The sequence below is a fragment of the Coprococcus sp. AF99-45 genome, assembly GCF_027663865.1.
GTDB classification, from domain to species: domain Bacteria; phylum Bacillota; class Clostridia; order Lachnospirales; family Lachnospiraceae; genus Allocoprococcus; species Allocoprococcus comes.
In genome coordinates this window covers 44,776-57,753 of the sequence record NZ_JAQDGZ010000008.1, presented here as the reverse complement: position 1 = coordinate 57,753, position 12,978 = coordinate 44,776, and the positions used below count along the sequence as shown (strand labels likewise).

Genomic DNA, 12,978 nt, shown 5'->3' with positions numbered 1-12,978 from the left:
ATTTACTTTGCAATAATTTATCATAAAGAGAGTAAATATTTTAGGAGGCAATGCAATGTACAAGATAAGAAAAGCTGAAAAACTGGCTGATAAGATTTATCTTATGGATGTAGAAGCACCACGTGTGGCAAAGCACTGTGAGCCAGGACAGTTCGTAATTGTCAAGATGGATGACAAGGGGGAAAGAATTCCGCTGACAATCTGCGATTATGACAGAGAAGAAGGAACAATTACCATCGTATTCCAGACAGTAGGAGCATCTACTGAGAAGATGGCACAATTAAAAGCAGGAGACTCTTTCAGAGATTTCACAGGACCGCTCGGATGCCCATCTGAATTGATTTCAGAAGATATTGAGAGTCTGAAGAATAAAAAGATCTTATTTGTAGCCGGTGGTGTTGGTGCAGCCCCTGTATACCCGCAGGTTAAATGGATGCACGCACATGGGATCGATGTAGATGTTATCGTTGGTTCTAAGACAAAAGATATGCTGATTCTCGAAAAAGAGATGGAAGCAGTTGCAGGAAATTATTACCCATGTACAGATGACGGTACATACGGACATGCAGGTATGGTAACAACAAAGATCGAAGCACTTGTTGCAGAAGGTAACAAGTATGATGTCTGTGTTGCAATCGGTCCGATGATCATGATGAAATTCGTATGTCTGCTCACAAAGAAACTCGAAATCCCGACTATCGTCAGCATGAACCCGATCATGGTAGACGGAACAGGTATGTGTGGTGCATGCCGTCTCCACGTAGGCGATGAAATCAAATTTGCATGTGTAGACGGACCGGAATTTGACGGACATCTCGTTAACTTTGATGAAGCAATGAAGAGACAGCAGATGTATAAGACTCAGGAAGGCAGAGCTATGCTGAAATTACAGGAAGGTGACACACATCACGGTGGATGCGGTCATTGCGGAGGTGACGAATAATGGCAGACGTATTAAAGAAAGTACCTGTAAGAGAACAGGATCCGAAGGTACGTGCAACAAATTTTGAAGAAGTATGTTATGGATATAATCAGGAAGAGGCAATAGAAGAAGCAAGCCGTTGCATCAACTGTAAGAATGCTAAATGTATTCAGGGATGCCCGGTAGGAATCAATATTCCTGCATTCGTTCATGAAGTAAAAGAAGGCAATATCGAAGAAGCATATAAGATTATCGGACAGTCTTCTGCACTTCCTGCTGTTTGTGGACGTGTATGTCCTCAGGAATCACAGTGCGAAGGAAAATGTATCCGTGGTATCAAAGGAGAATCTATTTCTATCGGTAAGCTGGAAAGATTCGTTGCTGATTACGCTCTGGAGCATGACATCAAACCGGTTGGAGCTGACAAGAAGAACGGACACAAAGTTGCCGTTATCGGTTCAGGCCCTGCAGGACTTACCTGTGCAGGCGACCTTGCAAAGCTTGGCTATGATGTAACTGTATTTGAAGCACTTCATGAACTCGGTGGAGTACTTGTATATGGTATTCCGGAATTCCGTCTTCCAAAACAGAAAGTCGTTGCAAAAGAGATCGCAAAAGTAAAAGAGCTTGGTGTTCACTTTGAGACAAACGTTGTAATCGGTAAATCTACTACAATTGATATGCTGATTGAAGACGAAGGATTCGAAGCAGTATTTATCGGATCAGGAGCAGGACTTCCAAAATTCATGGGAATCCCGGGAGAAAATGCCAACGGTGTATTTTCTGCAAATGAATACCTGACAAGAAGTAACCTTATGAAAGCGTTTGATGATTCTTATGATACACCGATCGCAGCTGGTAAGAAAGTTGCAGTTGTTGGTGGTGGTAACGTAGCAATGGATGCTGCAAGAACAGCACTTCGTCTTGGAGCAGAAGTTCATATCGTATATCGTCGTAGCGAAGAAGAGCTTCCGGCCCGTGTAGAAGAAGTTCATCACGCAAAAGAAGAAGGTGTACAGTTCGACCTACTGACAAACCCGGTAGAAGTCCTTGAAGAAGATGGATGGGTAAAAGGAATCAAATGTGTTCGTATGGAACTTGGTGAACCGGACGCATCAGGAAGAAGACGTCCTGTACCGGTTGAAGGTTCTGAATTCGTGATCGATGTTGATACAGTTATCATGTCACTCGGAACATCACCGAACCCGCTGATTTCTTCTACAACAGAAGGACTGGAAGTTAACAAGTGGAAATGTATCGTTGCAGACGAAGAACACGGAAAGACTTCTAAAGAAGGCGTATACGCAGGTGGAGATGCCGTAACAGGTGCAGCTACAGTAATCCTTGCTATGGGAGCCGGAAAAGCTGGTGCAAGAGGTATCGACGAGTATCTTTCAAATAAATAAGGGTTATGACCGCAGTTTCTTTTGATAGGGACTGCGGTTTTTGTATAGGTTGTGTAGACCACTTTGAAAAAATAATCGTTCCAATTCAAGTTGTGCAAAGGGGAGAAAACTGGCGATTATAAAGGGCGGAGAAACGGACGCTGGTTTGTATGTTTTGGCTGATTTTAAAGGAGGTTTGGAGATTAGGGTTTCTGGACAAGAAGAGTCAAAAATGGTACAATAAAAAGAGTATTATTTTGTGAAAGAGGGTTATTATGAAGTATAAATATATCTTATTTGACTTGGATGGGACGATTACGGAATCGGGACCGGGGATCATGAATTCGGTGGAGTATGCGCTGAATAAAATGAACCGGGAGGTTGGTGAGCGGGATACTTTAAAGAAATTTATCGGACCGCCGTTGACGGAATCAATGGAGAAATATTATGGGATGTCTGAGGAAGAGGCACTGCTTGGAGTAAAGTATTACCGGGAATATTATGCGGTGAAAGGCATTTTTGAGAATTCGGTGTATGAAGGGCTTGCGGAGACGCTGGAATCCTTGAAAAATGAAGGATATATACTTGCAGTGGCGACTTCCAAACCGGAAGAGTATGCAAAAAGGATTGCGGACAAATTTGACTTTGCAAAATATTTTGCAGGGATTTACGGGGCTACGATGGATGGCTCTCTGATCCGGAAGGCGGATGTGATCCGGTATGCGTTGGATAACCTGGGCGTGGAAAGGGAGAATTACGATCAGGTCGTTATGGTCGGTGACAGAAATAATGATATCTATGGTGCAAAGGAGAATGGGATCCAGGTGATCGGTGTCCTGTATGGATACGGAGATCTTGCGGAGCTTCAAAGTGCCGGTGCAGATTACATTGCAAAGATGCCGGAAGAGATTGCACAAATCATCGGAAGATGTAATCATGAGAGGGTTTGAATATGAGTAATAACGACGCAATGAACAGTGAGATTCGGTTTCTGGAAGAGGTTGAAGAGAAACTGAAGACACGCATTACCGAGATCAACGCATTGTTTCTTGAAGGAGAAAAACAGATTGAGAGCATGCATGATTATTATTGGGAAAACTATACGGAGATGGATGAGTATGGTTATGAAAATTATGATAATCAGCAGGCACTTCTCGGAGAAGTTAATGCGAACAATGAACGTCTGATGAAAAAACAGCGCCTTAAGAAAATGATCGACTCCCCATATTTCGGAAGAGTGGATTTTCTCTTTGAGGGGGAAGAAGAAAGCGAAAGTTTTTACATCGGAATCGGCAATTTTGCGCCTAAGGCAGGAATGACGCCACTGATCTACGACTGGAGGGCGCCAGTGAGCGGTCTTTTTTATGATTATGACAGAGGACAGGCTTCTTATGAAGCACCGGGAGGAACCATTGAAGGGGAGATTACTTCCAAATGGCAGTATAAGATCAAGAAAGGGAAGATGGTTTATGCATTTGAAAGTGACACCAAGATTGATGATGAGATCCTGAAACAGGAGCTTGGAAGTAACGGGGATGTACAACTGAAGAATATTGTCCGTACTATCCAGAAAGAACAGAATGAGATCATTCGGAATGTAAAGGACAAAGTTCTGGTCATTCAGGGAGCCGCAGGAAGTGGGAAAACCTCCGTTGCACTGCACCGGATTGCATATCTTTTGTATCACGACAGGAAAAATTTAAAAGCATCGGATATCCTGATCCTTTCACCGAACAGCGTATTTGCGGATTATATTTCCCACATTTTGCCAGAGCTTGGAGAAGAAAATATCCAGGAGATGAGTTTTGATCTGTTTGCGTACAGAGAATTGAAAGGAATCGTATCGGACTGTGAGGACCGTTATGATTATCTGGAGAAGCTGATCCATTTTCCGGAGATGGGAATCCGGGAGAGCTATTTGAAGAAGCAGTCTGCCGGATTTGTCGGAGAGATGGAAGGCTTTCTGGCAGTTCTGGAAGATCAGCTGATGGATTTTAAGCCGGTTAAGATCCGTACTCTGGAAAAAACCGAAGAGGAGCTGATCCATTTGTTCTATTTCAAATTTCAGGATATTCCGATCCTTGCAAGAATGGATGCGGTGATGGAATATCTGGTGGATGAATACGAGACATTGTATAACCGGAATCTTCCGGAAGATGAGGTAGAAGAGATCCGGGAGAAATTCAACCGGATGTATGTCACCCGTGATATTTACAAAATATATAACTGGTTTTTGGAGGACAGTGGGTATGAGACACTGGCAAAAATTCCGTATGAGAACAGAAAACTCCAGTATGAAGACGTATTTCCGGTACTTTATCTCAAATACCGGATGCTTGGAGGAACCAGACATAAGCATATCAAGCATCTGGTGATCGACGAGATGCAGGATTATTCATATTTGCAGTACGTGGTACTGTCCCAGCTGTTTTCCTGCCGGATGACGATCCTTGGCGACCGGGCGCAGACACTGGACAGTCAGATGCAGGATGTACTGACATTCCTGCCAAAGATTTTCGGACGTACGATCCGCAAGATCATCATGAATAAAAGTTACCGGAATACCATTGAAATCGCAGAGTATGCAGCGAAATTTACCGGGGAAAAGGATCTGGAATATCTGGAGCGTCATGGCAAACCAGTGACCGAAAAGACATTTGATTCGGATGAGGAACTGTTAAATGAACTTATCCGGGAGGCAGATGCCGGAATGGATAAATATGAGACCGCCGCAGTTCTGACGGAGACGATGGACGAGGCGTATACAATGACCAGGATGCTTTCAAACCGTGGACTTCCGGTAAACTGTATTGACCGGGACAGCAGTACCTTTGAAAAAGGCGTGACAGTAACGACTTTCTATATGGCAAAGGGACTGGAATTTGATCAGGTATTCGGTGTGTTCCCGAAGAAAAAAAATCCGATGACCGGGCAGGCAAAATACATTTGTGCAACAAGAGCACTGCATGAGCTTTATATGTATGAAAGGGCATAACTGTACAGACTGATACAGCGAAAGAGAGGAAAGAACAGGATGAAGATAACCGTACTGACGGTTGGAAAAATAAAAGAAAAGTATCTGCGGGATGCGATCGCGGAATATACGAAGAGACTGAGCCGCTACTGCAAGCTGGAGATCATTGAGGTGGCGGATGAAAAGACACCGGACAATGCCAGCGAAAATGCAGAGGAAATGATCCGGCAAAAAGAGGCCGAACGTCTTTTGAAATATATCCGTGAGGATGCATATCTTATTACACTGGAGATAGGCGGAAAGCAGCTGACCTCCGAAGAATTTTCAGAGAAAATTGAAAAACTTGGCATTCAGGGAACCAGTCACATTATTTTTGTGATTGGCGGATCCATAGGGATCGGGAAGGCAGTTCTGGAAAAATCGGATTATGCACTTAGTTTTTCAAAAATGACATTTCCGCACCAGCTGATGCGTGTAATCCTGCTAGAGCAAATTTACCGTGGATACCGGATCATGTCGGGAGAACCCTATCACAAATAGAAAAGAGGCTGATTCATATGAAGATGGTAGTATTAGTAGAAAACAGTTCCAGATGCAGACTTTGTGCAGAACATGGACTGTCGGTTTATATCGAATATGAGGGAAAGACGTACCTTCTGGATACTGGCGCAACAGCGCTCTTTGCAGAAAATGCAAAGGAGCTGGGGATTGATCTTTCGAAAGTAGATACGGCGTTTTTATCCCATGCACATTATGACCACAGTGGCGGTTTCGAGGAGTTTTTTAAGGAGAATGACAAAGCAGCGGTCTATATGCAGGAGACGTCTGCTGAGAACTGTTTTTACCGGACAGAAGGAAAAGATAAATATATTGGAATTCCGCAGCATCTTCTGGAAAATTATAAAGAGCGGTTCCGTCCGTTAAATGCAGTCTGTGAAGTTGAAAAAGGCGTCTGGGTCGTACCGCATTTTACCGGCGGTCTGGATGAGATGGGACGCAGGGCGCACATGTACCGGAAAATCGGTGAAGAGTTTATTGCAGATGATTTTGCACATGAGCAGAGTGTGGTTTTTGAGACGGGAAAAGGACTGGTGATATTTAATAGCTGTTCCCATGGGGGAATTGTCAATATTGTGCGAGAAGTGCAGATGGCACTCGGCGGGCAAAAGGTCTATGCGGTTGTCGGTGGATTTCATATGATGAAGCTTTCGGGCATGGATACACTTGCCATACCGGAGGAAGAGGTTGTGGAAACTGCGCAGGAATTGAAAGGGCTTGGCGTAGAGGAAATCTATACCGGTCACTGTACCGGAAATATTGCATTCGGGATTCTGAAAAAAGAACTTGGCGAAATGGTACATGCACTTGGAACAGGGGAAACGGTGATATTTTAAATGAAGGAAGTCCCAGGATTTATCACGGGTAATGAGTTGATAGATCCTGGGGTTTTTGTCTTGTTACATTGCTTCTTTTATGAGTATGACTTCAGGTTCGGTCATTGCATAAGCATCCAGAACTTCATCCAGCTCGTCTGCCTTGATCAGATTTTCTTCCAGAACCAGCTTATAGTGAGGGTGATAAAACAGAAGTTGAATTCTGAAAATAATTGTTAAATATGGCTATTGAATGGAATTGTGTATATAATAACTAAAAAACATTGCCGTTGACTAACCAATATGAAAACGAGTATACTGTAGTAAAGTCAAAGGAGAAAAAAGAAGGTGTAAAAATGCAGGCATTATCAACAGCTGTTCCGGGAAAATGGTACACGATCAAATGGATGTTCGGAGTACCGGAGGTGCTGGAAAAATTAAAGGAATTCAAAATCAAAGAGGGCAGCGAAATCCATGTGATCCAGAATGATGCCAGTGGTATGATGATTATAGCATCTGACCAGAAGCGGTTCGCTATCAGCCAGGATGCCGCTGCGAGAATTCAAGTATAACAAAGAAATGAAAAATCGATCTTACAATCACAGGAAAAGTAGGATCGATTTTTTTGTATATCCGGATCATGGAGGAGCCAGTCTGTTCGATTTTATAAAGTTTTCACAGAATAACGGATTGTTTTCAGCTGCGATTGAAGATATAATACTTTTATGTAACAAAATAGAAGCGCGAAAGAGGGAAAACAAATGTTAGAAATTATTTGTCTTATATGGCTTTGGCGTGTGAATGGAAAGCACGCGATAGAAAGAGGACAGAATCCAAAAAAATATCGTGCATTGACACTGGGATTGTGGTTTGGCCTTGAATTTACCGGTACTTTTGTCGGAGCCTGGCTGATGCAGCTTTTGAATGCAGGTGATAATGCATTTTACGGGGCATATTTTTTTGGAATTATCGGAGCTGCAATTGGCGGTTTCACTTCTTACTGGGTTGCAAAAAAAGCACCGATGGGAAATTACAGACCAGAAGACCAGCCAAATGGATGGAATAATCAGTCAGGTGGATGGAATCAGAGCCAGAACGGCTGGGATAATCAGCAAAATGGATGGAACCGGAATCAGAACGGCTGGGATAATCAACAGAATGTCTGGGGACAGACACAGCAGGAACCGGATTGCCTTTTTGCTCCGGCAACGATCCGTATTATCGAAGAAGAGGGCGGTTATAACGGCGGACAGGATGCATTTTTCTTAAATGGCAGACCCATCTGTTCTCTGCAGCCGGGCAGTGAATATACCTTTACAACTTACGCAAAGAAGAATGTGCTTACGATTGGCAGACCGACACCGGAACCGTCAGATGAGACAACGGTATTAAAGTTTATTGCCGGAGAAAAAGGTCAGATCGAAATTCATGCATGTGCGGGAAGACTGCTCCCGGGAAAATTCAGTAATTATACAGCATAGGAATATTATGTGGTTCTGAAGCATACACTGTCAACAAAACGGTATATGCGGCAATATGAGACAGAGATCCGAACAAGAAGACGGGACACGAAGGTATCGCATGGCAGATGCAGCAAATTTGCCGAAGGATGTGGTGCTGGGTGTCCCGATTCTGACTCTTACAGGGCATTATGAAGTGAATATAGAGAATTACCGTGGAATTCTGGAATATACCGAACAGCTGATCCGTATAAATGTACGTAGCGGGCAGATTCGCATCACAGGGAAATCACTTGAGATCAATTACTATACAACAACCGATATGAAGATTACCGGAAAGGTAGAGAAAATTGAGTATTCTTAGGAAGGGATGACGAAGATGCTGCGATATATTCTGAATAATCTTGCCGGATACCTGCGCATCAGAGTCGAAGGATATTCACCGGAACGTTTTTTAAATCTTTGCTGTTATCATGGGATTTTTCTCTGGAATCTGAGACCGGCAAAAGGGGCATATGAGATGAATATCCGCGTCCGGGATTTCCGCAGACTGCGACCAATGGTCAGGAAGAGCAGGGCAAAGGTACGGATCATCCAGAAAAGAGGAGCCCCGTTTTTTATACATAAATACCGTGGACGGAAGCTTTTTTTTACAGGATCGGTCATCGCAATCTGTCTGATCTTTCTGCTTTCTTCTTTTATATGGAGGATTCAGATTGATGGAAACCTTGCAAGGACAGATGAGGTTTTGCTTTCTTTTCTGACGGAAAAAGGAATTGCCTGTGGAATGGCAAAAAAGAATGTAGACTGTGACCGGATTGAAAAAGATATTCGTATGGAATACGACGATATTATCTGGGTTTCAGCCTATGTTCATGGGAGTTGTCTGAAGATTAAAGTCAGGGAGAATCCTGACCGGAAGGAGCTGCAGACAGAAGCTGAGGCGGAAGCGCCGATGGATATTGTGGCAGAAGCGGACGGGATCATTCAGAAGATCATTACACGAAAAGGGAATCCGCTTGTCCGGGAAGGCAGTGAGGTAAAAAAAGGAGAGATCCTTGTGAGTGGAAGTGTGGAAGTAAAGAATGATTCAGATGAGGTGACAGGATACCAGTACCGGGTATCGGATGCAGACATAATAGCACAGACAACGGTTGCGTATACAGATATTCTTGACAGGATGCATCCGGTATGGAAAGATACCGGCAAGAAGAGCTGGAGGTTCTGGATAGAAACACCGGGAAGGCTGTATCTTTTTGGAAGGCGGGAATTACCTTACCCGGAATATAATGCGCTGACCTGCAGATATATCCTGTATTTGGAGAGACATTTTCCATTTCCGGTCTCGGTAAGAGTTGAACGGAGCAAAGAGAGCAGAAAAGAGGAGATTTCTTATACAGACAGGGAAGCAAGAGAAATTCTGTCCTATAATTTTGAGAAGTTTTGCGCCCGATTAGAGAAAAAAGGGGTTCAAATTTCAGAGAATGATGTTAAAATATACAGGGAGACGAACCGGTATTCGGCAAAGGGGAAACTGGTTTTATCCGGACCGTTCGGAATTGTACAAAAAGGAACGGTACATGAACTGCCGAAGGCAGATGCAGAAAATATACAGCAGGAAGGAAACTGATTTATGGGAATTCTTGAGACCATGATAGACATACCGGCTGAACATGAAAAAAATGTGTTTGGCCAGTTCGATATATTTGCAAAAAAAATTGAGAGAGCTTTACATGTTACACTGATCGCGCGAAATGGAAAGGTGAAAGTCCTTGGAGAGGAAAAGAATGTAGAGAGGGCGCAGCAGGTATTGTCGCAGCTTACCGAGCTTTCCAGGCGCGGAAACACGATCCAGGAGCAGAATGTAGACTATGCCCTGTCCCTTACGATGGAAGACAGCGCGGAAGATATTCTGACAATTGATAAAGACCTGATCTGTCATACACTTCAGGGAAAGCCAATCAAACCAAAGACGCTCGGACAGAAGAAATATGTGGATGCGATCCGGGAAAAGATGATTACCTTTGGCCTTGGCCCTGCCGGAACCGGTAAAACTTATCTGGCGATGGCAATGGCAATCACGGCGTTCAAACGCAATGAAGTGGGGCGTATCATTCTGACACGTCCGGCAATTGAAGCAGGAGAAAAGCTTGGCTTTTTGCCGGGAGATTTGCAGAGCAAGATCGATCCATATTTAAGACCACTTTATGATGCACTCTATCAGATCATGGGAGCAGAAAGCTTTATCAAGAATTCAGAAAAAGGGCTGATCGAGGTTGCGCCTCTTGCCTATATGCGAGGCAGAACCCTTGACAACGCTTTTATTATTCTGGATGAGGCGCAGAATACCACACCGGCGCAGATGAAGATGTTCCTGACACGTATTGGTTTTGGATCCAAAGTCGTGATCACCGGAGACTCTACACAGAAAGACCTTCCGGCAGGACAGACATCCGGACTTGATGTGGCAGTGAGTGTAGTCAAGAATCTGGAAGATATTTCGATTTGCCGTCTGACCAGCCGGGATGTTGTCAGACATCCGCTGGTACAGCGAATTGTTAAAGCGTACGAGGAATACGAGCAAAAGCAGGAACAGAAAAAATCCCACACTAGAGACAGAAAGAAACGAGGAACAAGATGAGACTATTTTTAGAGGATGAGGGAGCATTGGATTTAAAGCTGCCTTATGAAGAACTGGCGACAAAAGTTGCAGATGCAGTCCTGGATTATGAGAAGTGCCCATACGAGGCGCAGGTAGAACTTCTTCTTACGATGAATGAGGAGATCCGACAGATGAACCTGGAATTTCGCGGAATCGACCGTGCAACCGATGTCCTGTCATTTCCGATGACGGAATTCCCGTCACCGGCTGATTATGCATATCTGGATACAGATGACAGTTCATTTGATCCGGAGACCGGAGAACTGATGCTCGGCAATATTGTGATTTCCAAAGAGCGCGCAAAGGAGCAGGCAGAAGAATATGGTCATTCGGTAGAACGTGAATTTGCTTTCCTTATTGCGCACAGTATGTTGCACTTGTTAGGTTATGACCATATGGAAGATGAAGAACGGCTCGTGATGGAAAAGAAACAGCGGGAAGTTCTGGAGATGCTGGGAATTACAAGATAGATAAAAGTATGAGGTTTTAACGTATGGGTAAAAAGAAAAAATCAAAAGGCGGCAGTTTTCTGATGCAGGGAAGCATCCTTGCGGCAGCCGGTATTATCACAAAGATCATCGGGGCAGTATACCGGATCCCGATGCTCAATATTATGGGGCTTAAAGGACAGGGCTATTATGATATGGCATTTCAGGTGTATTCTATTGCTCTGATCATTTCGTCTTACAGTCTGCCGGTTGCGGTATCAAAGCTGGTGTCTCTCAAAATGGCGGCAGGAGAGCGGAAAAATGCATTCAGGGTATTGAAGGCATCGCTGATCATAGCTACGCTATCTGGTGTCACGATCATGGTGATCGTATTTTTTGGAGCAGAGGCGATCGCAGAATATCTGATGGGAGCCAAAATGAGCTGCTATTCTTTGAAGGTGCTTGCTCCCGGGCTCCTGATTTGTGCGATTATGGCAGTTTTTCGTGGCTATTTTCAGGGGCTGGGAACGATGATCCCGACTGCAATTTCGCAGATCATTGAACAGCTTCTCAATGCGATTGTCAGTGTTGTAGGTGCAGCCGTTCTTCTGGAAAATGGAAAACAGATGGCTAAGGTGCAGGGGAATAACCTTTTTGGACCAGCCTATTCCGCAGCAGGAGGTACACTTGGTACAGTAGCCGGTGCTCTGATCGGTCTGCTGTTCTTACTGTTCTGCTATGTGGTATTCCGCAAGCCGATGATGCGGCAGATGAAGCGGGATACCTCGAAAGAACTGGATGATTACCGTGCGATTTTCAAGATCCTGATTCTGACGATCGCACCGATCATTTTAAGTACAACGATTTATAACAGTGCAAATGTTATTGACAGTGCTATGTTCAATAAGATCATGGGCGCACAGGGAACCAGTGAGGCGGTCTGTGCAGAGCTTCTTGGTAAATTAGGACAGTATTATACCCTGTTCAACGTACCGCTTGCCGTTGCGAGTGCATTGGGATCATCTGTGATCCCGGGGCTTGTAAGCGCGGCAGAGAATCATGACAGAAGACTGTTACATAACCGGATTTATACAGTTATCCGTTACACGATGCTGATCGCGATTCCAAGCGCATTTGGATTCTTTGCACTTGGTCAGCCGATCATGGATTTCCTGTGGCCGAATGTAGATAATGTAACACAGGGAATTATGCTGAAGATCGGAGCGATTTCTTTGGTATTTTATTCACTTTCAACCGTTACGAATACAGTGCTTCAGGGGCTGGACCGTATGATGGAACCGGTAAAAAATGCAATGGTATCCCTGATACTACATATTGTATCTCTGTTTATTATGCTTGTTATGTTCAAATGGGGCATTTATGCACTGATTGGAAGTAAGATTGTGTTCTCTTTATGCATGTGTATCATGAATGCACATGATATCCGTGAAGCATGTGGATATCTTCAGGAGAGCCGTAAGACTTTTGTCATTCCGTCTATCGCCGGAGCTGTTATGGCAATTTTGGCATGGGCAGTGCATTTCGTACTTGACACCTTCATCGGAGGAAGAATCGCAACCCTGATCGCCCTCATCGTGGCAGTAGCGGTATACGCAGTCGTTCTCCTTAAAATGGGTGGCATGTCTGAAAAAGAACTCCTCGGTCTCCCAAAAGGTCGCCAGATCGTAATAGTCTGTAAAAAATGCCATTTATTAAAAGAACGCAGATATTACTAAGCTGTGGAGGATTTGGTATCACAACCTAAAAATCCCCC

13 protein-coding genes are annotated in these 12,978 nt (G+C 44.0%); all 13 read left to right on the top strand.

Annotated elements, in window-relative coordinates; all coding sequences use genetic code 11:
• Positions 1-55 precede the first annotated feature (55 nt).
• The 13 genes from PGR14_RS08185 to PGR14_RS08125 all read left to right on the top strand — a co-directional run bounded on the left by PGR14_RS08185 (position 56) and on the right by PGR14_RS08125 (position 12,940).
• Positions 56-943 carry a sulfide/dihydroorotate dehydrogenase-like FAD/NAD-binding protein gene (locus PGR14_RS08185; protein WP_055156711.1) on the top strand — a complete coding sequence of 296 codons (888 nt, stop codon included), beginning with the start codon at positions 56-58 and terminating at the stop codon, positions 941-943.
• On the top strand, positions 943-2,328 hold the full coding sequence (gene gltA / locus PGR14_RS08180) for an NADPH-dependent glutamate synthase (RefSeq protein ID WP_270223221.1): 1,386 nt from the start codon (positions 943-945) through the stop codon (positions 2,326-2,328). Before PGR14_RS08185 ends, gltA begins: the two co-directional genes overlap by 1 nt.
• A 254-nt stretch (positions 2,329-2,582) precedes the next feature.
• Complete coding sequence (locus PGR14_RS08175; protein WP_055260520.1) at positions 2,583-3,257, top strand: HAD family hydrolase; 675 nt, start codon at positions 2,583-2,585, stop codon at positions 3,255-3,257.
• A 20-nt stretch (positions 3,258-3,277) separates the two neighbouring features.
• A complete protein-coding gene (locus tag PGR14_RS08170; RefSeq protein ID WP_172680479.1) occupies positions 3,278-5,302 on the top strand; it encodes a HelD family protein in 2,025 nt (674 codons plus the stop codon).
• 39 nt (positions 5,303-5,341) lie between these two features.
• The gene (rlmH, locus tag PGR14_RS08165) at positions 5,342-5,821 is read left to right on the top strand and encodes a 23S rRNA (pseudouridine(1915)-N(3))-methyltransferase RlmH (protein WP_022219903.1); all 480 of its coding nucleotides are present in this window, start codon (positions 5,342-5,344) and stop codon (positions 5,819-5,821) included.
• Positions 5,822-5,838: 17 nt separating this feature from the next.
• Positions 5,839-6,675 (top strand): MBL fold metallo-hydrolase, encoded by an 837-nt coding sequence (locus PGR14_RS08160; RefSeq protein WP_055248855.1) that lies wholly within the window; start codon positions 5,839-5,841, stop codon positions 6,673-6,675.
• Positions 6,676-7,010: 335 nt separating this feature from the next.
• Positions 7,011-7,226: a FeoA family protein gene (locus tag PGR14_RS08155; RefSeq protein WP_008370804.1), complete on the top strand. Its 216-nt coding sequence runs from the start codon at positions 7,011-7,013 to the stop codon at positions 7,224-7,226.
• 189 nt (positions 7,227-7,415) lie between these two features.
• Positions 7,416-8,135 carry a hypothetical protein gene (locus PGR14_RS08150; protein WP_270223220.1) on the top strand — a complete coding sequence of 240 codons (720 nt, stop codon included), beginning with the start codon at positions 7,416-7,418 and terminating at the stop codon, positions 8,133-8,135.
• 100 nt (positions 8,136-8,235) lie between these two features.
• Complete coding sequence (yqfC, locus tag PGR14_RS08145; RefSeq protein WP_022219963.1) at positions 8,236-8,478, top strand: sporulation protein YqfC; 243 nt, start codon at positions 8,236-8,238, stop codon at positions 8,476-8,478.
• A gap of 15 nt (positions 8,479-8,493) precedes the next feature.
• A complete protein-coding gene (locus PGR14_RS08140; protein WP_055248850.1) occupies positions 8,494-9,744 on the top strand; it encodes a sporulation protein YqfD in 1,251 nt (416 codons plus the stop codon).
• Positions 9,745-9,747: 3 nt separating this feature from the next.
• Positions 9,748-10,755 (top strand): PhoH family protein, encoded by a 1,008-nt coding sequence (locus tag PGR14_RS08135; RefSeq protein ID WP_022219964.1) that lies wholly within the window; start codon positions 9,748-9,750, stop codon positions 10,753-10,755.
• On the top strand, positions 10,752-11,246 hold the full coding sequence (ybeY, locus tag PGR14_RS08130; protein ID WP_008370797.1) for an rRNA maturation RNase YbeY: 495 nt from the start codon (positions 10,752-10,754) through the stop codon (positions 11,244-11,246). Before PGR14_RS08135 ends, ybeY begins: the two co-directional genes overlap by 4 nt.
• A gap of 23 nt (positions 11,247-11,269) precedes the next feature.
• Positions 11,270-12,940, top strand: a complete 1,671-nt coding sequence (locus PGR14_RS08125; RefSeq protein ID WP_055248847.1) for a putative polysaccharide biosynthesis protein — start codon at positions 11,270-11,272, stop codon at positions 12,938-12,940.
• Positions 12,941-12,978 lie beyond the last annotated feature (38 nt).

Bases quoted from the DNA above. Each gene is read 5' to 3' on its own strand.
- PGR14_RS08170 (WP_172680479.1), top strand. From the start codon at position 3,278: ATGAACAGTGAGATTCGGTTTCTGGAAGAGGTTGAAGAGAAACTGAAG.
- PGR14_RS08135 (WP_022219964.1), top strand. From the start codon at position 9,748: ATGGGAATTCTTGAGACCATGATAGACATACCGGCTGAACATGAAAAA.
- ybeY (WP_008370797.1), top strand. From the start codon at position 10,752: ATGAGACTATTTTTAGAGGATGAGGGAGCATTGGATTTAAAGCTGCCT.
- PGR14_RS08150 (WP_270223220.1), top strand. From the start codon at position 7,416: ATGTTAGAAATTATTTGTCTTATATGGCTTTGGCGTGTGAATGGAAAG.
- PGR14_RS08160 (WP_055248855.1), top strand. From the start codon at position 5,839: ATGAAGATGGTAGTATTAGTAGAAAACAGTTCCAGATGCAGACTTTGT.
- gltA (WP_270223221.1), top strand. From the start codon at position 943: ATGGCAGACGTATTAAAGAAAGTACCTGTAAGAGAACAGGATCCGAAG.
- PGR14_RS08155 (WP_008370804.1), top strand. From the start codon at position 7,011: ATGCAGGCATTATCAACAGCTGTTCCGGGAAAATGGTACACGATCAAA.
- PGR14_RS08175 (WP_055260520.1), top strand. From the start codon at position 2,583: ATGAAGTATAAATATATCTTATTTGACTTGGATGGGACGATTACGGAA.
- rlmH (WP_022219903.1), top strand. From the start codon at position 5,342: ATGAAGATAACCGTACTGACGGTTGGAAAAATAAAAGAAAAGTATCTG.
- yqfC (WP_022219963.1), top strand. From the start codon at position 8,236: ATGGCAGATGCAGCAAATTTGCCGAAGGATGTGGTGCTGGGTGTCCCG.
- PGR14_RS08140 (WP_055248850.1), top strand. From the start codon at position 8,494: ATGCTGCGATATATTCTGAATAATCTTGCCGGATACCTGCGCATCAGA.
- PGR14_RS08125 (WP_055248847.1), top strand. From the start codon at position 11,270: ATGGGTAAAAAGAAAAAATCAAAAGGCGGCAGTTTTCTGATGCAGGGA.
- PGR14_RS08185 (WP_055156711.1), top strand. From the start codon at position 56: ATGTACAAGATAAGAAAAGCTGAAAAACTGGCTGATAAGATTTATCTT.